This is a genomic window from Flavobacterium sp. LS1R10, assembly GCF_003968825.1.
In the GTDB taxonomy this organism is placed as follows: domain Bacteria; phylum Bacteroidota; class Bacteroidia; order Flavobacteriales; family Flavobacteriaceae; genus Flavobacterium.
The window spans coordinates 115,075-140,692 of record NZ_RYDH01000002.1 but is presented as its reverse complement, the minus strand read 5'-3'; the positions used below and the strand labels follow the sequence as shown (position 1 = coordinate 140,692).

The window sequence follows — 25,618 nt, the reverse complement described above, 5'->3', positions numbered from 1 at the left end:
GATAAATAGTAAAAATATTGTTTTTTTTGAGACAAGTATTATCCAGGCAGGAGATGAACGGCAACTTCTTCTCCGGCTAGGCAACCTTTTGATTCTTCCGGCAAAACAATAAAGCAATTCGCCTGAGCAAAAGAGTGCAAACGGAAAGATTCTTGTGCATGCAAGGGAGTTACTGTTCCATTGCTATACGAGGCCTTTAGAAAATGTGTTAATCCCGAAGCTTTAGGATAATCATGTGTAACCCTAGCGGTAATTTCCGTCAAGCTATTAGTCAAGCCCATACGATTTTCAAGTACTGGTAACACATACTCGTAAAAACAAGTCAGCGAAGACGAAGGATTTCCAGGAAGTCCAAAAATCAATTTGTCTTTTTTTGTTCCAAAAAACAAAGGCTTCCCGGGCTTCTGCTTGATTTTGTGAAATTGTTGCTCGACACCACACCGCTGCGCCACAAGAGGCACAAAATCATAATCGCCCACACTAACGCCACCGTTCAAAAGAACAATATCATGAGTGTCAAGCGCTTTTTGCAAAACGTCCTGTAATACTTCAATCTGATCTTCAGCAGTTTGTACTGTAATATCTCTGACGCCAATTTTATTTAAAACTGCTTTTAACTGAACGGAATTGGCTTCATAAACCTGACCAAATTCTAAGGGACGACCCGGTTCTTGCAATTCATTTCCGGTAAGGATAATAGCCACTTTTGGAGGTGAATATACCCAAACTTCCGCACAGCCTATTCCGGCTAGAAAGCCTACTGCTGCCGGGGAAAGATAAGTTTCAGCCGCCATGGCAATGACTCCGCTTTCAACCTCTGCTCCTTTTAGTCTTACATTTGCTCCTTTCAAAAGTGTCTGGTCTTCAACTAGTAGTTTTCCGTTTTCAAGGCATATCCGTTCTTGCATTACTACGGTATCAGCTCCCTCCGGCAAAGGAGCGCCGGTAAATATTCTCGTAGCCTCACCTTTATTAAGTACCAGTTGTCTACTCGTACCAGCCGCCATTTCTCCTATAATGGTAAGAAGACTGTCCTTATCTTCATATTTGATAGCATAACCATCCATGGAAGATTGATGAAAATTTGGAATGTCTATCATGGCTCGAATGTCTCTTGCGGTCACTTGTCCATGAGCATATAGGAGTGCGACGAGCTCACTTTTTTTTGTCAAAGCTGCGCCCATAATTAGTTGTTTTGCTTCTTTTACAGAAATCATTTGGGATGGATCAGTTGTTCGTAATCTTCTATAGTGTCGATATCAACAGCCCCTTTTTCAAAGGGAATGCTGGCCACATCTTTTTTGTATTTTTCAATCATTTTTCGGGCTCCGGCATTACCAGAAAGCTGCATTAGCTCAGTAAAGTATTTTCTGCTGAACAAAACGGGAGTTCCCATCGTATTGGCATAACTAGAGGCAATAATACCTTTTCCGGTTTTTTTATGCTTTTCAATTAAACTGCGGAAAACAGCAGCATCAATATGAGGCTGGTCACAAACGGCCAAAATGCAGTGCTCAATGTCTAAATTAACAAGCAGCAACTCCTCCAAGCCTTTGCTTATCGAAGACCCCATGCCTTTTTGCCAATCAGGATTTCGGCAAATTAAAACCGAATTAACTTCTTTTTCAATAGCGGTGTTCTTTGAACCCATTACAACAATCGCTTTAGTGCTTACTTCGAGTATTTGTTCTACAGTATGAAAAAGTAAGGTTTTACCATTAAATTCAAGTAACTGTTTGGGCCGACCCAAGCGCGAGGAACTCCCCGCTGCCAATAGTACTATTCCTGTTTTATTTTCCATCAGCCGCCTATTGTAATCATACTTCTATTTTTAAGTTTACTGGCATCTATATCTTCAAAAACGCCACTAAATTGACCTCCTAAAGCTTTGGCCTTAGCCATAATAGTGTCTTCTATCAAAGGCAAAATTTCTTGACCGGCACGTAAAGCGCCAAGCAAATCGGTTTCCTCTTTAGAGAATAAGCAATTTTTTAATTTTCCATCAGCCGTCAGTCGCATGCGGTTGCAAGTTTCACAAAAAGGAGAACTCATTGTACTAATTACAGCAAAGGAACCCACATGACCCGGAATCATATATTTTTTTGAGGTATCGTTGGGTTCGGGCTGCACCGGAAGGACATCATATTTTGAAGCGACTTTCAACAAAATCTCTTGCAGGGTAAAAACCTGGTTACTCGTCCAGTTATTACCACTGAAAGGCATGAATTCGATAAACCGTACTTCGATTGTATTGTGTTGGGTCAGTGCTATAAAATCCAGAATTTCGTTCTCGTTGAGGCCTTTCATCACAACCACATTTATTTTCACACGAATCCCGTGCTGCAACAGCAATTCGATATTACTTCTGACACGATGATACAAATCTCTTCGGGTAATTTTCAAAAATTTATCGGCTTGCAAAGTATCTAAGCTGATATTTATCGCCTTAATATTTGCCGCTAAAAGCTCGTCTAGCATTTCATTTATCCGCACGCCATTGGTAGTAATAGCGAGTTCAACTCCTAATTTTCCCAAAGATTCTATAATCCGTGGAGCGTCTTTTCGTACCAAAGGTTCGCCTCCGGTCAGGCGAATTTTTTTTACGCCATTGGCCACGAATAATTTGGCGATGGTTTCGATCTCTTCAACCTGCATTAATTTAGAGGCTGGTGCAAAGGCATAATTTTCTTCTGGCATGCAATAAAAACAGCGTAGATTGCAATTATCAGTCAGTGAAATCCTGAGATAGTCGTGAACGCGTCCGAATGTGTCTTTTATCATAATCAAGTATTTTTAATCCCATTCGTAGCAGGATGTATTTTATTTTTTTTGTGTTTGAGCGAGTTCACCGTTTTTCCTTCCATCACTGCTTTTATTTCTGCTACAACAGAAAGCGCTATTTCTTCTGATGTTTCCGCACCAATATCAAGGCCTATCGGACCATAGATTCGATCCAGCTGTGCTTTAGTTACCACAATTCCTTCGGCGCTCAAATCATCAAACATGCGGTTCAGTTTTGTCTTTGGACCTAATATTCCGATGTACATACAATCAGTTTCCAAAAGCAATTTTAAAACTTCCAGATCATATTTGTAGTTATGCGTCATCAGGACAAAGAAAGTCCGGGAGTCAATGCTGCTGTTTTCTACTAATTGCAGTGGCTTGGTTACAAGTATTTGCTTGGCTTCTGGAAAACGTTTTGCGGTTGAATGTGTTGCTCTTCCGTCACCTACAAGTACTTCCCAACCTAATAAATTAGCCATTTTTACTAATGGTTGCGCATCATTTCCTGCACCGGCAAGTACTAGCGAAACTGGGAGTGGGATGTATTCGATTAAAGCTTCATGTTCATGATCTTCTAGCTGTATTTTTTTTATAATCGATGATTTGCTATAAAGTACTTCCTTGAAAGCTACATGCAATGCCTTTAAATCAGTTCTTTGACTAATCACCAGATCTTCTCGGTACACTAATACAGTCCCTATTTGTACAGTATTCCGCTCCAAGGAAAACAAGGTCAAAACCACGGCTTCTTTGCGTTCTGCTACCGATTGTTCCAACAAGTAAATCGGATTACATACTGCACATTCATCGATGTATTCAAAAAGAATATGGACAATTCCGTTGCATCCTAATTGCACTCCAAAATCAGAATCGCTTTCATCACTGGTATCGTAGGTAATTAGCTTATTTTGTTTTTGGTGTATGGCCAGCAGTGCTTTTCGCAAGGCATCGCCTTCAAGGCATCCGCCGCTAATAGCACCGGTCAAAATACCGTCTTCTGTTACAAGCATGCGTGCGCCCGGCTGACGGTAAGAAGAGCCTTCTACTTTGACCACTGTTGCCAATGCTGTTTTTTTTCCACTCGCTTTGGCTGCTGAATAGGCTTTTAAAATATCTGTAACTTCTTTCATTAGTCTTTTTTTTAACGGCTTAGATTCTGTTTTTAAAATATTTTCTCTTAAAATAAAAGAAATAACAGAGTAAGCGATACACAACATGAATGGAGTATCGTACAACAGAATATCACATTCAATTGTATAACCATCAGTTTCAATTTTTTAGCAATACGAGCCGAATGTACCGCTCCGATTGACTAATCAATTCCGAAATTTAATCAATTTATTATGGATATCAAACCTATTCACAACGAATCTAGGTTAAAAAAACCTGTCACGAAGGAGTTTTTAGATAACACGGTAAGTGGTGTGCTGGTTTTAAATGATAAATTTGCCATTAGATTAGGCGAAAACAATACCAAACACATGTATTATATAGCTCAAATTTCATCTAAAATATAGCGTACAGTCAGACCCGGACGGAGTTTACGAACGATGAGGCACCCCCAAAAATTAACTTAAAACAGAATTAAAGTGAATTGTAATTTTAAAAATTATAACGTAAATATGTTAAAAAATTATAATAACATTAGCAGATAGCAATTCCAAAAAAATGTAATTTGCCACTTTAATTTAGTTCTTTTGAACACCTGTTACTACAACTTATGGATAAAATAAAAATACTTTGGGTAGATGATGAAATCGACCTTTTGAAACCACATATATTATTTCTGGAAAAGAAAAATTACGAGGTTACGACCTGTAACAACGGACTTGACGCCATTGGAATTTTTGAAGAAAACAATTTTGATATTATTTTTCTGGATGAAAATATGCCTGGAATGAGTGGTTTGGAAACGCTGTCAGAAATGAAGGAGAAAAAATCTTCGGTTCCCATGATTATGATTACCAAAAGCGAGGAAGAATACATTATGGAGGAAGCCATAGGGTCAAAAATTGCCGATTATTTGATCAAACCCGTGAATCCAAATCAGATTTTGTTGAGTTTGAAGAAAAATCTGGATCATTCCCGATTGATTTCTCAAAAAACAACGCTGGATTATCAGAAAGAATTTAGAAAAATCACCATGGAAATGGCGATGGTGAATTCCTATGAAGACTGGGTTGAGTTATACAAAAAATTGATTTTTTGGGAACTGGAATTGGAAAATATCGATGATCAGAGTATGATTGAAATTTTGGAATCCCAGAAAACAGAAGCCAATTCCCAGTTTGGAAAATTCATAGAGCGCAATTATGAGGATTGGTTTGCTCCAAAGGCCGATAAACCGGTTCAATCTCACACCTTATTCAAAGAATTAGTGCTTCCTGAACTCCAGAAAAAAGACAAGCCTATTTTGTTTGTCGTAATTGATAACCTGCGCTATGACCAGTGGAAAACCTTTGAAAGTGTAGTAGGAAATTACTATAAACTGGAAAAAGAAGTGCCTTACTATTCTATTCTTCCTACGGCCACACAATATGCGCGAAACGCTATTTTCTCCGGTTTAACCCCGCTGGAAATGGAAAAACAGTTTCCGAAATACTGGAAAAACGACCCGGAAGAAGGCGGAAAGAACCTTTTTGAAGCCGAATTTTTGACGGCGCAACTAAAAAAATTGGGTTTGAATATCAAGGAAGATTATTTTAAAATAACAAGTCTTGCCAGCGGAAAAAAATTATCAGAGGGATTTAAAGCACTAAAAGATAATGATTTAGTAACTGTTGTATATAACTTTGTAGACATGCTTTCCCATGCCAAAACAGAGATGGATGTCGTAAAAGAACTGGCCTCTGATGATAAAGCGTATCGTTCGCTGACCTTGAGCTGGTTTAAGAATTCTCCACTTTTAGAAATCATTCAACAAGCTCAAAAAATGGGTTTCAAATTGATTTTGACCACGGATCACGGAACGATAAACGTAAAAAACCCATCGAAAGTGGTAGGTGACAAAAACACTAGTTTGAACTTGCGGTATAAAACCGGACGCAGTTTGACATACGAACACAAAGATGTTTATGCTGTGAAAGAACCAAAAAATATTGGTTTGCCTACCATAAATATGAGCAGTTCGTATATTTTTGCAAAAAATGATTTATTTTTGGCCTATGTCAACAACTACAATCATTATGTGAGTTATTACAAAAATACGTATCAGCACGGGGGTATTTCATTAGAAGAAATGATTATTCCATTTTTGGTTTTTAACCCAAAATAAGTAGTCAGTATCCGTTTTTAATGTATAGCATGAACCTTAAACTTTAAACAATTTCACAAGAATGAATATCATTTTTTCTATTGACGAACTCGAGGAAGTGGCGCAAAAAATCATTACAATGAATCCTAAAAAAGTGATTCTTTTTCATGGGGAAATGGGCGTTGGAAAAACAACTTTGATCAAGCGATTGTGTAAAACGCTTGGCGTAACCGGAGCAACGAGTAGCCCAACTTTTTCTTTAGTTAATGAATACGAAGCATTTGACAATCAGTTAGTTTATCATTTTGATTTTTACAGATTAAATACTGAAGTCGAAGCGCTGGATATGGGGATTGATGATTATTTGTATTCTGGTAATTGGTGCTTTATAGAATGGGCTGAGAAGATCCCAAATTTGATTCCGGAAACACATTCCGTTATAACTATTTCACTGCTTCCTGACGGAAAACGTTCTTTAACCTTAAGTTAAAAGTAAATATGAGTGTAGATAATACCGTTGAAATAATACCATTTGCCCCTGCTTTCAAAGAAGCGATAAAAACATTAAATCTGGAATGGTTACAAAAACATTTTTGGGTTGAACCCAAAGATGAAAAAATACTTTCGGATCCGCAAGGTCAGATAATTGACAAAGGCGGAATGATTTTTTATGCAAAATACAAGAATACCATAGTAGGAACAGTTTCCTTAATGAAAATTGATAATGTCACTTTTGAACTGAGTAAAATGGCTGTTACTGTTAGCGCACAAGGACTGGGAGTTGGCAAAAAATTAATGCTGCATTGCCTTGCTGTTGCCGAAACAAAAGGAATGGAGAAACTGATTTTATATTCGAACCGGAAATTACTATCGGCTATTCATTTGTATAAAAAATTCGGTTTCGCAGAAGTACCGTTAGAAGATGGCGTTTATGAGCGAGCCGATATAAAAATGGAAAGAATCATTCACTGAGATTTAGTTGTCTTATAAACGAATTTATCAAGATTGAATTCGTATCGTTTATAAAACTTTTTACGTAAATTGTACCCTTAATTTAACAACATCAATGTCAATAACTATAACACCATTCACAAAACAACAGCTTTTACCTCAGGAGGAAAAACTGGAAATTGCAAGACAAAAAAGTGAACTTTTTATTGGTATTCCCAAGGAAACGAGTTATCAGGAACGCCGGATTTGTCTTACACCAGATGCTGTTACTTCAATTACGTATCACGGACATCGCGTAATGATTGAAGCGGGTGCGGGATTGAGTTCGAGTTATACCGACAAAGAATATAGTGATGCAGGTGCCGAAATCACAAATGACACCAAAAAAGTATTCAGTTGTCCTATGATTTTGAAGGTGGAACCTGCCACACTTACCGAAATTGAAATGATGAATCCGCAAACCATTCTGTTGTCAGCCATCCAATTAAAAACGCGTAAAAAAAACTATTTTGAGGCTTTAACCAAAAAGAAAATTACCGCATTGGCTTTTGAATACATCAAAGACGAAGACGGAACCTATCCTGCAGTAAAATCCCTGAGCGAGATAGCAGGAACTGCTTCTATCCTAATTGCTGCCGAATTGATGATTACTAATGAATTTGGAAAAGGACTATTATTCGGTAACATTACCGGAGTCCCTCCTACTGATGTGGTCATTCTAGGTGCAGGAACGGTGGGGGAATTTGCTGCCAAAACCGCTATAGGATTAGGAGCCAATGTCAAAGTTTTTGATAATTCTATCACCAAACTACGTCGTTTGCAGAATAATCTGAACCAACGAATCTTTACTTCTACCATACAACCAAAAGCTTTGCTAAAAGCATTGAGAAGGTGTGATGTCGCCATTGGCGCCATGCGAGGTAAAGATCGTTGTCCCGTTATAGTGACAGAAACCATGGTAGAACACATGAAAATTGGAGCCGTAATCGTAGATGTAAGCATTGATACCGGAGGATGTTTTGAAACTTCAGAAGTGACATCCCATGAAAAACCAACGTTTATCAAAAACAATGTATTGCATTATTGCGTACCCAATATTCCGTCCCGCTATTCTAAAACCGCTTCGCTTTCCATAAGTAATATAATATCGCCTTACCTAATGAAAATTGCTGAGGATGGTGGTATTGAGAGTGCTATACGTTGTGATAAAGGGTTAAAAAATGGCGTCTATATGTACCACGGAATCCTCACAAACAATGCTATTAGTGACTGGTTTGACTTACCCAATAACGACATTAATTTAATTGTTTTTTAAGAAAACTTTCTGCTACCTTTGCCAAAAATATAATTCATGAAGTTTATACATCGTTTTGCCTATTATCTTGTAGGTTTAGTTATAGGGCTGTTTTTTGTAGCGTTAGTTTTCAGCGGCAAAGACACCCGCTGCAATTATTTTCCAAACGCAAGAGTACTAAATGATTTAAGAAACAAACCCTTTTATTATTCCGATAAAGCTTCTCTTATTTTAGCTGAAAAATGGATTGATACTGCCGATATAAAAAATACATTACAATTTGGAGATGTTGATTTTGACCAAAGTAATATTGATCTTAAGAAAGGAAAACTCTACCTTATAGAAGGTAAAACAATCAAAAACCAAGAAGTTACTTTGAAAGTAATTAATTATGCTGACAGAGCCGTTCTGGAAGATATAATAAAAAAATAATTACTCTTTTATTCAAACAAAAACAAATTCTAAAACCAGTACCATTAAAATCTTTTAAACCATTAAAAAATTTAGAAAATTAAGTTTTAAATCCTTAATTTCTTAATGGTTCAGAAAAATATAATTTAAGAATAGTTTAAAAGACTACTACCATTCTATTGGCTCTAAACCATTTCTTTTCAAATAAGAATTTGTTTTACTAAAATGTTTATTCCCGAACCATTTTCCCTGATTTGCACTCATAGGCGAAGGATGTCCGGATTCAAAAACCAAATGTTTATTTCGGTCGATTTTAAGTCCTTTTTTATGGGCGAAATTTCCCCAAAGTAAGAAAACAACATGCTCTTTTTTTCCCGAAATTTTTTGGATAACTGCATCCGTAAAAACATTCCATTTCAAGTGTTTATGGCTATTTGGGCTGTCTTCTCTCACGGTCAGCGAGGCATTCAACAATAAAACACCTTGCTTTGCCCAAGCTTCTAAATTACCGGCAGCAGGCATAAAAATAGTCCCTAAATCATCACTCATTTCGCGAAAAATATTGCGTAACGACGGCGGAATTCGGATGCCGTCATTCACAGAGAAACTCAAACCATTCGCTTCGCCTTTACCATGATACGGATCTTGACCAATGATAACAATCTTTACATCTTTGAAACTGCAATAATTAAACGCTGCAAAAATCAATTCTTTGGGAGGATAACAAGTATGATTTTTATATTCCTCATCAACAGTTCCCATTAATTCCTGAAAATAGGATTTCTTGATTTCGTCTGATAAAATGGTTTTCCAAGAGGGATTGAGGTTAATTTGCATGTAATTTATTTTGCCGTAAAGTTCGCAAAGTTTTTCGCAAAGTACGCTAAAAAAATTAATGCATTTCACTTTGAATCTTTGTAACTTTGAACCTTTACAACTTAGATTATAAAATGATATCCATCACCGAAAAAACATTACAAGATTTACAATTTCCAACTGTTCTCGAAACCATTTCGACCATTTGTAATACTGACATTGGAAAACAAAAAGCATTAGAAATCACTCCATTTAAAGACAAGGAAACGTTGGTACAGGCATTAATGCAAACATCGGAATATGTTTCGTCTTTCCAAAATAACAATGCCATTCCAAATCATGGTTTTGATGCCATCACGTATGAGATAAAATTTCTGGCCATTGAAGACAGTTTCTTGGAAGTGGGCAGTTTTAGAAAAATCGCTACCATTTCATCAACGGTAAATTTCCTATTGAGTTTTTTGAGAAAATTCGAAGATTATTATCCAAATTTAAACGCAAGAGCAAACCAAGTTGAACTGACTAAAGAAATTATCACGATGGTCGATGAAGTAGTTGACAAATATGGTGAAATAAAAGACAATGCATCCCCGGATTTATTGAATATCCGTAGGAACATGAATGCGGTTCGCGGGAAAGTGAATCAAAGTTTTGGCACAGCACTGACACAATACAACTCATTAGGATATTTAGACGATATAAAAGAAAGTTTTGTACAAAACAGACGTGTTTTGGCCGTTTTAGCCATGTACCGTCGCAAAGTAAAAGGATCCATTCTGGGCAGTTCCAAGACTGGAAGTATTGCTTATATTGAACCGGAAGCTACCTTACAATATTCTCGTGAATTGAGTAATTTAGAATATGAAGAAAAAGAAGAAATCACCCGAATTTTAAAACAGTTATCTAATTATATTCGTCCTTTTTTACAGTTATTGATTGAATATCAGGATTTCTTGAGTGATATTGATGTAATTGCCGCAAAGGCAAATTATGCTAATAAAATCAACGGAATTTTGCCAACAATTACTGAGGAACGTCGTGTTTATTTTAGAGATGCGTACCATCCTATTTTATATTTGAATAATAAACAGAAAAACGAAATTACACACCCGCAAACTATTGAACTCAGTCAGGAAAGTAGAATTATTGTAATTTCCGGACCCAACGCAGGAGGAAAAACTATCTCCTTGAAAACCGTTGGATTATTGCAACTGATGCTACAATCCGGTATGTTAATTCCCGTTCATGAACGCAGTGAAACATTTTTATTTGATAGAATTTTAACAGATATCGGAGACAATCAATCTATTGAAAATCAATTAAGTACATACAGTTACCGATTAAAGAACATGAACTATTTCCTGAAGAAGTGTAATAGAAAAACTATGTTTCTTATTGATGAATTTGGTACGGGTTCAGATCCTGAATTGGGAGGTGCTTTAGCCGAAATTTTCTTAGAAGAGTTCTACCATCGGGAAGCTTTTGGGATTATTACCACTCATTATTCAAATCTAAAAATTCTGGCTAACGAATTGCCTTTTGCTACCAATGCCAACATGCTTTTTGATGAAAAATCATTAGAGCCTATGTATAAATTGGCATTAGGTCAAGCCGGAAGTTCATTTACCTTTGAAGTCGCTCTGAAAAACGGAATTCCTTTCAGCTTAATCAATCGGGCCAAAAAGAAAATTGAAGTTGGAAAAGTACGCTTTGATAAAACGATTGCCACACTTCAAAAAGAGCGTTCAAAGATGGAAAAAACATCGCAAACCCTCAAAGAAGAAGAAACAAAAGCGCGTGAAGAAGGCAAGAAAATGGAGACTATCAATGTGAAAATCAAACAAAAACTAGAAAGCTATCAGGAATTATACGACAGCAATCAGAAAACGATTTACATTGGACAAAAAATTGAAGACATTTCAGAGAAATATTTCAATAATAAAAATAAGAAAGAATTGCTTGGTGAATTTCTTAAAATTATTGAAATAGAAAATTCAAAACGCAAAAAAGTAACTGTTAAAGAAACTAAAGCACTGATAGAAAAGAAAAAAGAAGTCATTCAAGAAGTTACGGTTCAAGTGGAGGAAATAAGAAAAGAAAAGAAAGAAAAGAAATTAAAAATCGTGGTTGAAAAACCAAAACCAACCTTAAAAGTAGGCGATCGCGTGCGAATGCTTGATGGAAAAGCAGTAGGAACCATCGATTCTATTGAAAAAAACAAAGTAACAGTGAACTACGGCGTATTTACTTCAAAAGTCAGTTTGGAAGCGCTGGAGTTTGTTGAAGCGGGGAAGAAGTAACCAGTATTCAGTTTGCAGTCTCATCACGTATTTCATCATTTTGATGAAGCAGAAATTTCAATCTAGTTGAATTATAAAATTTAAATTATGCTCAATATTCCTAAAGACAAAAAAATAATTCTCTTTGACGGCGTTTGTAATCTGTGTGATTCGGCGGTGCAAGTGATTATTAAGCATGATACTAAAGATATTTTCCGATTTGTCGCCTTACAATCTGATTTGGGTCAAAAAATCATCAAACATTTGGGAGTTAATACACAAAAAACAGATAGTATTATTCTGTATCAGCCTGGTTTTGCTTATTATTATAAATCAGAAGCTGCTTTAGCAATAGCTAAAAACTTAGGTGGGCTATTTTATTTAACCACTATATTTTCGATATTCCCCACATCGTTCAACAATTTCTTTTATGATTATATCGCTGTAAATCGATACAAATGGTTTGGAAAAAAGGAAAGTTGTATGATTCCCACAAAAGAGTTAGAGGCTAAGTTTTTAGACTAAAAGACCAATTATAATAATTATCATGCCTTTTATTTTATGAGAAGCCTGAATTTGAACCAACTTAAAATAAATGGATCAAGAAAGACACTACACTTTTTTCTTGGGATAACGGAACTTTTATAATGGTTGTCAAATTTGGTTTAGTCAACGTAGAAATTTTTTAGCAGTTTTCATTATGATGAATTCCGACAGAACAAAAATTACAGAACAAAAAAAGAGGATGTCTATTAGTCATCCTCTTGCTGTTATTAACAAATTTCAGAAAGACTAACTTCTAATTAACTTTCTGTATTTCAATCGTTTTGGTGTTAAATCACCACCCAAACGTTTCTTTTTATTTTCTTCATATTCAGAGAAGCCACCTTCAAAACAATACACTTCAGAGTTTCCTTCAAAAGCTAGAATGTGTGTACAAATCCTATCTAAGAACCATCTGTCGTGAGAAATAACAACCGCACAACCGGCAAAACTCTCCAAACCTTCTTCTAATGCACGAAGTGTATTGATGTCCAAATCATTCGTAGGCTCATCCAGCAAAAGTACGTTTCCTTCTTCTTTCAAAGTCATTGCTAGATGCAAACGGTTACGTTCTCCACCGGAAAGCATAGAAACTTTCTTATTTTGTTCTCCACCACCAAAATTAAATCGTGACAAATATGCTCTTGAATTTACTTGTTTTCCGCCCATCATTATCAATTCCTGACCGTCAGCAAAGTTTTCCCAAATCGATTTATTAGGATCTATATTGGAGTGCGCTTGATCTACGTAAGCAATTTTTACGGTATCCCCAATTAAAAATTCCCCTGCATCTGGCTTCTCTTCGCCCATTATCATTTTGAAGATAGTTGATTTACCAGCCCCATTGGGTCCGATAATCCCAACAATTCCTGCTTGTGGCAACGTAAAATTTAAATTATCATACAATAATTTATCTCCATAAGCTTTAGCAACATTTTTGGCTTCAATTACATTCGTCCCTAAACGTGGTCCATTTGGAATATAAATTTCCAGATTTTCATCTAATTGTTTTTGATCTTCATTCAGTAATTTATCGTAGTTCTGCAAACGCGCTTTTTGTTTTGTTTGACGCCCTTTGGCACCTTGACGAACCCAATCCAACTCGCGTTCTAAGTTTTTTCTGCGTTTTGAAGCTACTTTTTCTTCTAATGCCATACGGCTTGATTTTTGGTCTAACCAAGAAGAATAGTTCCCTTTCCAAGGAATTCCTTCCCCTCTGTCCAATTCCAGAATCCAACCGGCCACATTATCCAAGAAGTATCTATCGTGCGTTACTGCAATTACAGTTCCGGCATATTGTGCTAAATGTTGTTCTAACCAAAGTACACTTTCGGCATCCAAGTGATTCGTAGGCTCATCCAAAAGCAATACATCAGGTTGTTGCAACAACAAGCGACATAAAGCGACACGACGACGCTCACCACCAGATAAATTCTTAATTGGCGTATCGCCTTCCGGAGTACGCAAAGCATCCATGGCAATTTCCAGTTTAGTATCGATTTCCCACGCTCCCAATGCATCAATTTTGTCTTGTAAAAGTGCTTGACGATCCATCAATTGCTCCATTTTATCGGCATTTTCATAGACTTCCGGCAAACCAAAACTATCATTGATTTTATTGAATTCTTCTAAAACTGCCATTGTTTCAGCAACTCCTTCTCTTACAATTTCAATAACCGTTTTAGTATCATCTAAAATAGGTTCTTGTTCTAAATACCCTACCGTATAACCCGGTGCAAACACTACATCTCCTTGGTAGTTTTTATCAACACCGGCAATAATTTTTAATAAAGAAGATTTTCCGGAACCATTTAAACCCAAAATACCAATCTTAGCTCCATAAAAGAAACTCAAATAGATGTTTTTAAGTACTGGTTTATCTGCTCCTTGATAGGTTTTACTCAATTTTGACATTGAGAATATCACTTTTTTATCGTCTGCCATCTCTATTTTTTTAATTTAAAATTATATTATCTATTTGCTCTTAAGTCTCATATCTACATTAAGAATAACTACTAAAGTCTGCCTTTAAGTGAACTAAACACCCAAGCATTAGCCAAAAAGCCAACACCTACAGCTGCAAATCCCCAGCCTGCTACGTCATCATATTTAAAAGCGCCTAATGCGATAAGCAATAAACCCATTACAATCATTATCAAAGTAGCCCAACCTAAAATAGTATTTTTATTCATTCCCATAATTGTGGTATTTATTTTTAATAACCCGAAGTTTCGGGAGTGCAAATATCGGAAATTTTTGTCCTTTAATTAAATATTTTATAAAGCATTTCTCGTAACAAATCAGAATGCGACATTGCATTGGCGCCAACACCCTTGCTTTTGACATCAATATCTCTTAAAGCACCAACAATCTGACTCACTTTTTTCATGGGATAGTTTTTCAAAGCCACATCATATTCTTTCAAAAAAAACGGATTCACGCTTAATACGGCAGCTACATTTTTAGGATTTCTGTCTTTCAAACCATGGTATTTTAGTAATTGGATAAAAAATCCAAAAACCAAACTGGTAGTCACCACCATTGGATTATCTTTTGGATTCTGGGCAAAGTTTTCAGCAATCGTATACGCCTTTAATTGGTTGCGTTCGCCAATTGCTTTTCGCAATTCAAATACATTAAAATCTTTGCTAAACCCTATATTTTCCTCAATATGTTTAGGAGTTATGGTACTTCCCGCTGGTAAAATAATTTGTAATTTTTCGAGTTCATTGTTTATTTTACTTAGATCCGTTCCTAGAAATTCCACTAGCATGGCACTGGCTTTAGGCTCTATAGCATACTTTTTACCTGCTAAAACACGTTTAATCCAGTCCCCAACTTGGTTTTCATACAGTTTTTTACTTTCATAAACCACTCCATTTTTAGTCAATAACTTGGTTAGTTTTTTACGTTTGTCTAGCGTTTTGTATTTGTAACAAAAAACTAAAACGGTTGTTGCCATTGGATTCTCAGCGTAGCTCTCCAGTTTGTCTATCGTGCGAATCAAATCCTGTGCTTCTTTGACAATTACCACCTGTCGTTCCGCCATCATTGGATAGCGTTTTGCGGTCGAGATAATATCTTCTATCGTAACATCCCTTCCGTATAAAACGGTCTGATTGAATCCTTTTTCTTCTTCTGTTAATATTTTATCCTCAATATAAGTCGCTAATTTATCAATATAATATGGCTCTTCTCCCATCAAAAAATAGAGGGGCCTGATGGTTCCGTTTTTTATATCATTTACAATTTTTAATACTTCATCCATTTTCTTTTTTGTTTGAAGTTTAAAGTTTAAAGTTTGTTGAATCGTATGAAACTTTACACCTTAAATTTTAAACAAAATAACTATTTTTGCTTCATGCAGCAATTAAATTTTTCTTCCTATACTTTTCGGTTCAAAAATAGCGAAAATAAAGTTTCTATTTTTGATGCAATCAGGAAAAAATTCATCATTCTTACTCCCGAAGAATGGGTTCGCCAGCATGTAGTTCAATTTTTATTGGAAGAAAAAAAATACCCAAAATCATTGATTAATGTCGAAAAAGTACTTAAAGTCAATGGCTTGCGCAAAAGATACGATGTTGTAGTTTTTAATCCGGATGGTTCTATTTTTATTTTAATCGAATGCAAAGCGCCTGAAGTAAAAATTACCCAAGCGACTTTCGACCAAATTGCAAGATATAATATGACACTAAAGTCTGAATTTTTAATGGTGACCAATGGATTGAATCATTACTTTTGCCAAATGGATTTTGAAAACGAGAGATATGCTTTTCTAGAGAATCTACCAAATTATAATAGTTAGAATATTAAACTTCTTAGATTGTAATGGTCTAAAATGTCGAAAAATCTGAAAATCTAAAAATCTGAATGAAAGTAGCTGTTGTCATCCTGAATTGGAATGGAATTTTATTATTAGAAAAATTTTTGCCGTCTGTGGTTAAATATTCACCGGAAGCTACCATTTATGTGGCTGACAATGCCTCTACAGATGATTCGATTTCTTATATAAAAGCTTTTTTTCCTTTGGTTAAAATTGTTAAAAACGAAAGCAATCTGGGTTTTGCCAGTGGCTACAATGAAGCCTTAAAACACATAGATGCTACACTATTTGCCTTGGTGAATTCTGACATTGAAGTGACTGAAAATTGGTTGCAACCGATACTTAAAACTTTTAGAAAAGAACCTGAAACTGCCATTATTCAGCCTAAAATATTAGATTTCAAACGCAAAGAATATTTTGAATACGCTGGTGCTGCCGGTGGATTCATTGATAAATTTGGATATCCGTATTGTCGAGGACGAATTTTTGACACCGTAGAAAAAGACTGTGGTCAGTATGATGACAACCGAGAAATATTTTGGGCTTCCGGAGCTTGTTTTTTTATCCGGAGTTCTGTTTATAAGGAATTAAATGGCTTTGACGGCGATTTTTTTGCACATCAAGAAGAGATTGATTTATGTTGGCGTGCCTTCAACAAAGGGTATAAAATAAAATACAATTATGAGTCCGTTGTTTACCATGTTGGCGGGGCTACTTTGCAACAAGGGAATTCCAAAAAAACTTTTTTGAACTTTAGAAATTCATTGTTAATGCTAACCAAAAATATCCCAAAAAATCAATTATTTTGGATACTTTTAATCCGAATGGTGTTAGACGGAATTGCAGGTTTACAATTTATTTTCAAAGGAAAGTTCAAACATTTTTTCGCAATACTAAAAGCCCACGGGTCCTTTTACAGCCTATTTTCATCACAATGCAAAAAAAGAGCAAAATTTCAAAAACAAAAATACTATACTACAAAAAGTATCGTTTACATTTATTTTATCAGGAATATCGTTGTTTTTAACGATTTATTTGGAATAAAATAAATATAAAAAAGTTAAATTTGTAATTAACATTAAAACTAAAACTAAACAATTTATGAAAAAAATAGTAATTGCCTTATCTGTTTTAGCTGTACTATCCTCATGTGTATCAAAAAAGAAATACACTGATTTAGAAGCTAGAAACAAAGAAACTCAGGATTTATTAAATACAGCAACTGTAAAATTAAATTCTTGCTTAGAAGAAAAAGCGGGTCTTATTGCTACCGTGAGTGGTTTGAAAGACCAAAATCAAGGTTTAATCAGTACTTCTAGAGACATGACTATTCTGTCTACTAAAGGAGCTGAAAATATTGAAAAAGCGTTAGAATCTATCAAAGAGAAAGATTTGAAAATTAGTAGAATGCAAGATGCTTTAACTAAAAAAGACAGTGTAACACTTGCGTTAGTTACTAGTTTAAAAAGTTCAGTAGGAATCTCTGATCCGGATATCGAAATAAATGTAGAAAAAGGAGTTGTATTTATCTCTATAGCTGACAAACTATTGTTTAAAAGCGGAAGTTATGAAGTGACTGATAGAGCCAAAATGGTTTTGGCTAAAGTTGCCAAAGTGGTCAATGATAAACCCGATTTTGAATGTATGGTTGAAGGACATACTGATAATGTTCCTTACAATGGTTCCGGTGTGATACTTGACAACTGGGATTTAAGTGTGAAACGTTCTACTTCTATTATTCGTGTTTTAACGAATCAATTGGGTGTTAAACCAGAGCAATTAATAGCGGCAGGAAGAAGTTCATATATTCCTTTAGTTGCAAATGATTCGGCTGAAAACAGATCTCGTAACAGAAGAACTCGTATTGTTGTTTTACCAAAAATTGATCAATTCTACGAAATGATTGAAAAAGAAATGAAAAAACAAAGACCATAATTTCATATTTAAATTGAAATTATAGAGGCTGTCTCAAAAAGACAGCCTCTTTTTTTATATAAAAAAATGACAAATGGACTTTTTTTATTTAATTGATTTACCTATTTTTAGGTTGTATTAATATAATTGCATGGCGGTTCAAAAAAACCACTTTTAAGGCATCTCATCAAACTACTATCAAACCATAGAATACGAAGAACAAAATTTATTCCGGGAGAAATAAACTCCTATTCCATACCCAACTACCTATGCTGATTTTATGCATAAGAAGGAAAATCACATGCTAAATGACCAACTCAAAGCGACTTATAATGCATGCTTTTCTTATTTCCAATCAAATACTTTATTCACGACACCATCCCCTTCCAACACGACAGACACAACCATTATATCCATACATTTTGTCCTGTATGCAAGCCGTTTTGGTTGTTTATGCAAAAAAGCAACTCCATGAGCTGCTTTTTACTTTTTTTACAACTTCATCTTCTCGAGAGTGAAATCGATTTTAGGAACTAGTAGGTTTTCTCTTTTAGAAATACAATCAAAAGAGACTGGCTCATTTTTATATTGAGACAGTCTATTTGTTATTGGAAAATAATCCAACTTATTTCTTATAATATTTCTTGTATTTTGGATAGGAAACAGCACCAAATAATGTTATTACTGCCAGTGAATACCAAATCCAGTTTAAGGAATGGGCTTCTCCACTCGCATAGGAATGCAATCCTACCAGATGAAAATTCACACCGTAATAGGTGAATAATATAGATATAAAAGCAAACATACTCATTAAATTGAATACCCATTTCCCGCGTAGTGATGGAACAAATCGGGCATGAATTACAAAAGCATAGACCATAATACTGATTAATGCCCAAGTTTCTTTTGGATCCCAGCCCCAGTATCGTCCCCAGCTTTCATTGGCCCATTGTCCTCCAAGGAAGTTTCCAATAGTCAACATTATCAAACCTATCGTTAAGGCTAATTCATTGATGTAAGTGATCTCTTGAATATTCAAATCCATTTTGGCTTTGTTTTTTTCATTGGTAAACAAAATCAGCAATAATGAAACCGTCCCCAAAATCATTCCTAACGCAAACGGTCCATAACTGGCCACAATTACCGCCACATGAATCATTAACCAATAGGAGTTCAGCACCGGTTGTAAATTTGCAATTTCCGGGTCAATCCAGTTCATGTAAGCTGCCGCTAAAATCATAGCGGTTACAAAGGCAGATGATGCCACAGTAAGCTTTGATTTTCTATCGAAAGCCAAACCAAAAAACATAGTTGCCCAGGCTACATAAATAATAGATTCATACGCATTACTCCATGGTGCATGACCAGAAATATACCATCTGGCGATTAAACCAAAGGTGTGTAATGCAAATAATCCAATCACGACAATGTGCATGAAATTGACTAAATAATTTAATGCTTTTCTTTCTTTGAAGATTTGTAAAATCGTGAAGAACAACATCAAAACAGAGGAGAAAATATACAAATACGGCAGTTTTTTGAATACATCATATTTGTTATACAATACTTCCGAAGTTATTTTTTCTTCGCTTGGCATCACTTTGCTGCCAAAACGTTTTTGGAAACCATTGATACTCCCCAGTAATTCATCGGATGCTGCATAATTATTGGATGCTGCAGCGCTTGCCAAAGATCCAAAATATAAAGGCAATACATTTTTAGTGTACGTGGCTTCCATTCCTTTGAAACCGGCTTCATTGAGCTCTAAATAAGAAACCCATTTGTTGTTTTTATCCTCCGGTATTGGGAAAATTTTTAAAATTCGTCCGCTCAAAGCTGATTCCATCAGATTTACTTTCTTATCCGTTTCGATAAAATCTTTTTCGAACTGGTTAGGATTTGCAACTTTAAAAGCTTCTTCTAAATATTTTGAAAGCTTGTAATTTCCTTTTGCATCAAAGAAAGATACGAAAGGAGCAAATTTAGCTTCCTTATCAATTCCTATAATTTTACGAATACTATCATTCCCGCTTTTGATATAAATAATAGGGATTTCAATCCAGTAACTCGCATATTGTGTCATAGACAAAAATACCTGATCTGAATTCATTCCTTTATAAGTATCATCATGACTTACTTTTCGCAACAATTCTGAAGAAAAAGTATTGATAGGTTTCATTCGTCCACCAGCATCCTGAATGACCAATCGTCCAAATTTTGAGGCATGTTCAGCAGGAACTTTAAATTTTGTAATTAGCGCCTGTAATTCATTCTGACTGAAGACCTTTTTAGTATGATTGGAATGGGTCTCTGGTGCGGTTTGGGTTTGTTCATGGTCATGTCCCTCGTGATCCGCATGGTCGTGTTCTTGTGCAAAACTGTTGAAACTAAATAGCAGGATTAAAATAGTCAGCAATTTGGCTTTCTTAATTTTTACCACTTCTAATTTTCTCTTAATATCTGCAAAACGAGAATACTTAGTAAACATAATGGACATCATGGCAAAATATAGCATGAAATAACCACCATAAGTGATTGCTGTTCCCCAAAAATCGTGATTTACAGACAATATGGTTCCTTTTTCATCAGGATCAAAACCGGATTGAAAAAAGCGATATCCTTTATAATCCAAAACATTGTTCATATATATTCTGGCATCAAAAGGTTCTTTATCCTCAACAGTAACCTGACTTTCAAATGAAGAATAACTTTTCTCTGTTCCTGGATATTTTTGTGCAATAAAGTCATTCAGTTTAATTTTAAAAGGCAAAACATACGCCTTACTTCCATAAAAAACCGAGTACTCTATATTCCCAATTTTCACTGAATTTACATCTCCTAATTTACCTTTGGAGCCTAAAACGGTTACTGTTTTTTCTTGTCCGTCAGCCGTTATTTTTACTGTTAGTGCATCTTCATGATTTTTAGCTTTAAAATCATTATTCGATTCATAATCGATAATTCCTTTTACAGCAGGATCCGGGAGCACAAATCGCATTTCACCTATTGTGTATAACGAACGCATCATCAATGGTTGCGCGCTATCCTTAGTCACTTTTCCTTTTAGTTTATCTGCCATTCGCATAAAATCTCCTTCAAAAGGTGTTTGAATTGTATACGCGTTTCCTGTAGTATTGATATTTATGGCACCATCCGTAAATTTATTTAGCGAAAATAAAACATTATGAATATTTTGTACTTCGCCCTCTTTCAAGAAATGTTCATGACGACTACCATCTCCTGCTTCGACTAATTTCAAATACAAAATTCCTTTTGGATCAGGTTTGACATATTCTTTAGCTCCCATTATAAAATTTTCATATTCCACTTCAAATGGGGTATCAGCAAAAGTACCGGAAATGCTAAAATTATTACTAGTGGCAGGAGAAAGCAGTACCTGTTTTTCAAAAACCCGGCGTTTCATTTCTCCTTTAAATTCGCCATCCACAAAAAGTGTCAGGTAGGTTTTATCAGAAAATATCTGATTTTCAGCAGCCCCTTCACGAATTGGCATCATTCCTTCATAACTGATGTATCGCGTTACAAAAGCACCAAGAATGATAAGAATAAAAGACAAATGCAACAATAAAGTAGCCCATTTTTCTTTCTTCAAGAGTTGATACCGCTTAATATTCCCGATGAAATTAATCACAAAAAATACGTGAATAGCCTCAAACCACCACGCATTATAAATTAAAATTTTTGCCGTATCCGTATTGTACTTACTTTCGATAAAAGTTCCTGTGGCCATGGCAACGGCATATGAAATAAACAGAAAGGCCATTAATCGTGTAGAAAACAAAAAAGAAAATATTTTTTTATCCATTTTTATGGGATTATGTTTTATAAAAGTGGTACAAAAGTACTTAAAAATGTTGACTTCTATATTCCTACATTTGTTAATTTAAACTAAAATTAAGTCTTTTTCAAGAAGGCTAAAGAACTTTTTTTTAGGCTGGTTTTTATTTGTAACCTTCCTGAAAATTGAATAATACACTTCATATTTTTTTTGCTAATTTTACCCCATGATCAAAGTAGTTATTATTGGCTCCGGAAATGTGGCACAGCATTTAATTGCGGCATTTCAAAATCCTCATAGACCAGGGACAGAAATAGAATTGGTTCAGGTATATTCGAGACAAATAAAAAGTGTTTCCCATCTAATAGACTTGGAAAAAGTCACTAATAATTTCAATACTTTAGTTGAAGCCGACATGTATATCATTTCAGTTTCTGATGATGCTATTGCTGAAGTTTCCTCTAATCTAGCTTTCAAGAATCGCTTAGTGGTGCATACTTCCGGGAGTGTTTCTTTGCATGCATTAGACGAAAATAATCGAAGAGGCGTTTTTTATCCTTTGCAAACGTTTACCAAAAACAAAGCGGTCGATTTCAATATCATTCCTATTTGTTTAGAAAGCGAAAATGGGATTGATTATGAATTATTGGATAAAGTGGCCAAATCAATTTCAGGAACCGTTTATGCAATCAACTCTGAGCAACGAAAAGCCTTGCATGTGGTGGCCGTATTTGTGAACAATTTTACCAATCATTTGTACCAAATAGGTCAGGAAATCTGCCAGGAACATCAGGTTCCATTTGAAATCTTAAGACCTTTAATTGCAGAAACAGTTCGAAAAATAATGGTACTTTCGCCGCAAGAGGCACAAACGGGTCCTGCAAAACGCAATGACACTTCAACGATTGAAGCCCACGAAGCTTTTTTATCAAATGAAAATCATCTGACTATTTATAAAATACTAACACAATCAATACAAGAGAATGGCAAAAAGTTATAAAGAAATAATGAACGAGATCACTACTTTTATTTTTGATGTCGATGGGGTACTAACTGACAGCTCTGTTTTTGTAACTAATGAAGGAGAAATATTGCGCACCATGAATATTAGAGATGGATACGCTATGAAAGCAGCTATAGAAAGCGGGTTTAATGTATGTGTTATTTCCGGCGGAAGCAATGAAGGGGTTCGAGTCAGACTACGAAATCTGGGGGTTACAGACATCTATTTAGGTACGCCGGACAAAGTAGAAACTTTTAAAGAATATGTGGAACTTTACAACATTAAACCTGAAAACGTGTTATACATGGGCGATGATATTCCTGATTATCATGTGATGCAGTTAGTCACATTACCCACTTGTCCCCAAGATGCTAGCCCGGAAATCAAAGCTATTTCCCGTTATATTTCGCATAAAAACGGAGGAAAAGGAGCGGCCAGAGATGTCATCGAGCAAGTCATGAAAGCACAAGGGAAATGGATGGCACATTTTGACGGGAAGCATGATTAGTATTATTTTAAATGTTAAATTATAAATTTCAAATAACATCTGTGGTTCCTTTTTTAAAACTAATTCGATACCAGAACTTGCTAATGCTTGCTTTTATGCAATTTGTTTTCAGGTATGGTTTTTTACACGTTCAGAATATTTCTTTGGCGTTATCGGATTGGCAGTATGGATTATTAATTTTATCAACTGCTTTGATCGCTGCAGGCGGCTATGTGATCAATGATATCTTTGACCAAAAAACAGATGCCGTCAATAAACCAAATGCTGTGATTGTGGGCAAAACCATTTCGGAAATTCAAGCCTATAATCTGTATATTTGGCTTACGTCAAGTGGGGTAATGATTGGTTTTTATTTGTCGAATGTCATACGAAAACCAGGTTTTGCCTCTATTTTTATTTTGGTTGCCGCAACACTTTATTTGTATGCAACCAGTCTGAAACAAATGATGCTTATTGGTAATATCATTGTGGCTTTACTACTTTCTTTTAGTGTGATTATCATTGGAGTTTTCGATTTATTTCCTGCAACAACAATAAATAATCAGCAACAAATGGGCTTGTTTTTTTCTATCTTGATAGATTATGCTATTTTTGCTTTTGTTATTAATCTGCTTCGGGAAATTGTCAAAGATATAGAAGATACAGATGGCGATTATAATCAAGGAATGAGTACCTTACCTATTGTAATTGGAAAATCCAGAACGGCAAAAATAGTTTCCGGCTTAAGTTTGATTCCGCTATTTTTTATCGTATGTTATATTCATCGGTACCTGTTAGAATTGGTGTTTGCAACATTATATATGTTGTTATTTGTTGTAGGTCCGTTGTTTTATTTCACTTTAAAAATTTGGTCTGCAAAATCAAAAAGAGAGTGTCGCATCTTGAGTATATTGTTAAAATGGATCCTTCTTTTAGGAATTTTATCCGTTATTGTTATTCGTTTAAATATAAAATATAATGCTTAAAAATAAATTAAAAAAATACACCATTATTCTGGCTTCAGGATCGCCAAGACGGCAGCAGTTTTTCAAAGATTTGGACTTAGATTTTGAAATTCGATTGAAAGAAATCGAAGAAATTTATCCTCCTGAGTTAAAAGCGTACGAAATCACGAACTATTTGGCCGAATTAAAAGCCAGTGCTTTTGACGGTGAATTACAGTCCAATGAAATCCTAATCACCAGTGACACCATTGTTTGGTACAACAACAAAGCGCTAGGCAAACCAAAAGACGAACAGGATGCTTTTGAAATCTTGAAATCATTATCGAATGCTACTCACCAAGTAATTACTTCTGTTTGCTTTAAGACAAATGAAAAAGTAGTCCTGCTTCATGAAATAACAAAAGTCACTTTTAACACGTTGAGTGAGGAATCCATTCGCTACTATATAGAAAATTACAAGCCCTATGACAAAGCGGGTGCTTATGGTATTCAGGAATGGATTGGTTTTATTGGCGTTTCAAAAATTGAAGGTTCCTATGCTAATGTGATGGGAATGCCTACGGATAAAGTATATGACTACTTAACTAAATTAGACTGATTGCATTATGGATACATTTATATTTCACGAGTATTCCAGAGAACTGGTGGCCACAGGAATCCTGGGATTGCTGTTGATTTTTTTGAGAATTATTGCTGCAAAATTAGTACGCAGCTATGCTAAATCAAACCAAAAACTGGAGCATCGAACTAATTTAGTCATCAAATACATTCATTTATTTATAAATATTCTTGCAATTATAGCTGTCATACTAATTTGGGGCGTTCAGACAAAGGATATTATTATTGCACTTTCCTCTATTACCACCGTTGTAGGTGTCGCTATGTTTGCTCAATGGTCTATTTTGAGCAACATCACCTCTGGAGTTATTTTGTTTTTTTCTTTTCCGTTTAAAATTGGAGATACAATAAAAATTCATGACAAAGATTTTCCTATTGAAGCTCAAATTGAAGATATAGGGGCTTTTCATGTGTATTTGAAAACTATAGATGGAGAAAAAATCATCTATCCGAACAGCTTGCTTTTGCAAAAAGGAATTTCGATACTAAACAATTATGCCGATCAAAAAGAATTTACGGATTAGTTTACTTTTGCTGAACGAATGGTCAAACATCATCTTGCAAAATATCCTATTGAAGTGGAAATTATATAACTATTGCTGAAAAATATATAATGTTTTACTTTTTTAAATGCTGGATATTTGTCAATTAGAAATAAATAATTTACTATTGAAT

25 protein-coding genes are annotated in these 25,618 nt (G+C 35.2%); 16 read left to right on the top strand and 9 right to left on the bottom strand.

What is annotated here, in order from left to right; translation table 11 throughout:
- Nucleotides 1–38: 38 nt before the first annotated feature.
- The 4 genes from glp to EKL96_RS05755 are packed head-to-tail and all read right to left on the bottom strand — an operon-like array spanning nt 39 to nt 3,914.
- A complete protein-coding gene (gene glp, locus EKL96_RS05770) occupies nt 39–1,217 on the bottom strand; it encodes a gephyrin-like molybdotransferase Glp (RefSeq protein ID WP_126459439.1) in 1,179 nt (392 codons plus the stop codon).
- Nucleotides 1,214–1,801 carry an NTP transferase domain-containing protein gene (locus tag EKL96_RS05765; RefSeq protein WP_126459437.1) on the bottom strand — a complete coding sequence of 196 codons (588 nt, stop codon included), beginning with the start codon at nt 1,799–1,801 and terminating at the stop codon, nt 1,214–1,216. The genes glp and EKL96_RS05765 overlap by 4 nt, the downstream gene beginning before the upstream one ends.
- Nucleotides 1,801–2,781 (bottom strand): GTP 3',8-cyclase MoaA, encoded by a 981-nt coding sequence (moaA, locus tag EKL96_RS05760; protein WP_126459434.1) that lies wholly within the window; start codon nt 2,779–2,781, stop codon nt 1,801–1,803. Before moaA ends, EKL96_RS05765 begins: the two co-directional genes overlap by 1 nt.
- Before the next feature lie 2 nt (nt 2,782–2,783).
- Nucleotides 2,784–3,914: an XdhC family protein gene (locus EKL96_RS05755; protein ID WP_126459431.1), complete on the bottom strand. Its 1,131-nt coding sequence runs from the start codon at nt 3,912–3,914 to the stop codon at nt 2,784–2,786.
- A gap of 213 nt (nt 3,915–4,127) precedes the next feature.
- Here EKL96_RS05755 and EKL96_RS14180 point away from each other — a divergent pair, with 213 nt between their 5' ends.
- The 6 genes from EKL96_RS14180 (at nt 4,128) to EKL96_RS05730 (ending at nt 8,714) form a co-directional block, all read left to right on the top strand.
- Nucleotides 4,128–4,301 carry a hypothetical protein gene (locus EKL96_RS14180; RefSeq protein ID WP_156063247.1) on the top strand — a complete coding sequence of 58 codons (174 nt, stop codon included), beginning with the start codon at nt 4,128–4,130 and terminating at the stop codon, nt 4,299–4,301.
- Between the two features lie 203 nt (nt 4,302–4,504).
- Complete coding sequence (locus EKL96_RS05750; RefSeq protein WP_126459428.1) at nt 4,505–6,058, top strand: PglZ domain-containing protein; 1,554 nt, start codon at nt 4,505–4,507, stop codon at nt 6,056–6,058.
- Nucleotides 6,059–6,119: 61 nt separating this feature from the next.
- Nucleotides 6,120–6,527 carry a tRNA (adenosine(37)-N6)-threonylcarbamoyltransferase complex ATPase subunit type 1 TsaE gene (gene tsaE, locus EKL96_RS05745; protein ID WP_126459425.1) on the top strand — a complete coding sequence of 136 codons (408 nt, stop codon included), beginning with the start codon at nt 6,120–6,122 and terminating at the stop codon, nt 6,525–6,527.
- Nucleotides 6,528–6,535: 8 nt separating this feature from the next.
- A complete protein-coding gene (locus EKL96_RS05740) occupies nt 6,536–7,009 on the top strand; it encodes a GNAT family N-acetyltransferase (RefSeq protein ID WP_126459422.1) in 474 nt (157 codons plus the stop codon).
- 94 nt (nt 7,010–7,103) lie between these two features.
- Nucleotides 7,104–8,303 carry an alanine dehydrogenase gene (locus EKL96_RS05735; protein ID WP_197037185.1) on the top strand — a complete coding sequence of 400 codons (1,200 nt, stop codon included), beginning with the start codon at nt 7,104–7,106 and terminating at the stop codon, nt 8,301–8,303.
- A gap of 36 nt (nt 8,304–8,339) precedes the next feature.
- Nucleotides 8,340–8,714 carry a DUF4258 domain-containing protein gene (locus tag EKL96_RS05730; RefSeq protein WP_126451527.1) on the top strand — a complete coding sequence of 125 codons (375 nt, stop codon included), beginning with the start codon at nt 8,340–8,342 and terminating at the stop codon, nt 8,712–8,714.
- Between the two features lie 147 nt (nt 8,715–8,861).
- Here EKL96_RS05730 and EKL96_RS05725 read toward each other — a convergent pair whose 3' ends face one another.
- On the bottom strand, nt 8,862–9,530 hold the full coding sequence (locus tag EKL96_RS05725; protein WP_126459419.1) for a uracil-DNA glycosylase: 669 nt from the start codon (nt 9,528–9,530) through the stop codon (nt 8,862–8,864).
- Between the two features lie 113 nt (nt 9,531–9,643).
- On the opposite strand from EKL96_RS05725, the gene EKL96_RS05720 reads away from it, so the two are divergent.
- Nucleotides 9,644–11,809: an endonuclease MutS2 gene (locus EKL96_RS05720; RefSeq protein WP_126459416.1), complete on the top strand. Its 2,166-nt coding sequence runs from the start codon at nt 9,644–9,646 to the stop codon at nt 11,807–11,809.
- 87 nt (nt 11,810–11,896) lie between these two features.
- Nucleotides 11,897–12,313 (top strand): thiol-disulfide oxidoreductase DCC family protein, encoded by a 417-nt coding sequence (locus EKL96_RS05715; protein ID WP_126459413.1) that lies wholly within the window; start codon nt 11,897–11,899, stop codon nt 12,311–12,313.
- A gap of 267 nt (nt 12,314–12,580) precedes the next feature.
- On the opposite strand, the gene ettA is transcribed toward EKL96_RS05715, so the two are convergent.
- From ettA to holA, 3 genes are all read right to left on the bottom strand, one after another.
- Complete coding sequence (gene ettA / locus EKL96_RS05710; RefSeq protein ID WP_126459410.1) at nt 12,581–14,275, bottom strand: energy-dependent translational throttle protein EttA; 1,695 nt, start codon at nt 14,273–14,275, stop codon at nt 12,581–12,583.
- 71 nt (nt 14,276–14,346) lie between these two features.
- Nucleotides 14,347–14,529 carry a CAL67264 family membrane protein gene (locus EKL96_RS05705; RefSeq protein ID WP_126459407.1) on the bottom strand — a complete coding sequence of 61 codons (183 nt, stop codon included), beginning with the start codon at nt 14,527–14,529 and terminating at the stop codon, nt 14,347–14,349.
- A gap of 65 nt (nt 14,530–14,594) precedes the next feature.
- Nucleotides 14,595–15,599 carry a DNA polymerase III subunit delta gene (holA, locus tag EKL96_RS05700; RefSeq protein ID WP_126459404.1) on the bottom strand — a complete coding sequence of 335 codons (1,005 nt, stop codon included), beginning with the start codon at nt 15,597–15,599 and terminating at the stop codon, nt 14,595–14,597.
- Between the two features lie 93 nt (nt 15,600–15,692).
- On the opposite strand from holA, the gene EKL96_RS05695 reads away from it, so the two are divergent.
- The 3 genes from EKL96_RS05695 to EKL96_RS05685 all read left to right on the top strand — a co-directional run bounded on the left by EKL96_RS05695 (nt 15,693) and on the right by EKL96_RS05685 (nt 18,092).
- Entirely contained in the window at nt 15,693–16,139 is a 447-nt protein-coding gene (locus EKL96_RS05695) for a type I restriction enzyme HsdR N-terminal domain-containing protein (protein WP_126459401.1), read from the top strand.
- 65 nt (nt 16,140–16,204) lie between these two features.
- Nucleotides 16,205–17,206: a glycosyltransferase family 2 protein gene (locus EKL96_RS05690; protein ID WP_126451519.1), complete on the top strand. Its 1,002-nt coding sequence runs from the start codon at nt 16,205–16,207 to the stop codon at nt 17,204–17,206.
- A gap of 52 nt (nt 17,207–17,258) precedes the next feature.
- Nucleotides 17,259–18,092, top strand: a complete 834-nt coding sequence (locus EKL96_RS05685; RefSeq protein WP_126459398.1) for a flagellar motor protein MotB — start codon at nt 17,259–17,261, stop codon at nt 18,090–18,092.
- Nucleotides 18,093–18,696: 604 nt separating this feature from the next.
- Here EKL96_RS05685 and ccsA read toward each other — a convergent pair.
- Nucleotides 18,697–21,897: a cytochrome c biogenesis protein CcsA gene (gene ccsA / locus EKL96_RS05680; protein ID WP_126459395.1), complete on the bottom strand. Its 3,201-nt coding sequence runs from the start codon at nt 21,895–21,897 to the stop codon at nt 18,697–18,699.
- Between the two features lie 199 nt (nt 21,898–22,096).
- On the opposite strand from ccsA, the gene EKL96_RS05675 reads away from it, so the two are divergent.
- The 5 genes from EKL96_RS05675 to EKL96_RS05655 all read left to right on the top strand — a co-directional run bounded on the left by EKL96_RS05675 (nt 22,097) and on the right by EKL96_RS05655 (nt 25,467).
- Nucleotides 22,097–22,870, top strand: a complete 774-nt coding sequence (locus EKL96_RS05675; protein ID WP_126459392.1) for a Rossmann-like and DUF2520 domain-containing protein — start codon at nt 22,097–22,099, stop codon at nt 22,868–22,870.
- The gene (locus EKL96_RS05670; RefSeq protein ID WP_126459389.1) at nt 22,854–23,381 is read left to right on the top strand and encodes a KdsC family phosphatase; all 528 of its coding nucleotides are present in this window, start codon (nt 22,854–22,856) and stop codon (nt 23,379–23,381) included. The genes EKL96_RS05675 and EKL96_RS05670 overlap by 17 nt, the downstream gene beginning before the upstream one ends.
- A gap of 95 nt (nt 23,382–23,476) precedes the next feature.
- Nucleotides 23,477–24,346, top strand: a complete 870-nt coding sequence (locus tag EKL96_RS05665; protein ID WP_233579269.1) for a geranylgeranylglycerol-phosphate geranylgeranyltransferase — start codon at nt 23,477–23,479, stop codon at nt 24,344–24,346.
- Nucleotides 24,339–24,923, top strand: a complete 585-nt coding sequence (locus tag EKL96_RS05660) for a Maf-like protein (RefSeq protein ID WP_126459384.1) — start codon at nt 24,339–24,341, stop codon at nt 24,921–24,923. Before EKL96_RS05665 ends, EKL96_RS05660 begins: the two co-directional genes overlap by 8 nt.
- 7 nt (nt 24,924–24,930) lie before the next feature.
- The gene (locus EKL96_RS05655; RefSeq protein WP_126459381.1) at nt 24,931–25,467 is read left to right on the top strand and encodes a mechanosensitive ion channel domain-containing protein; all 537 of its coding nucleotides are present in this window, start codon (nt 24,931–24,933) and stop codon (nt 25,465–25,467) included.
- Nucleotides 25,468–25,618 lie beyond the last annotated feature (151 nt).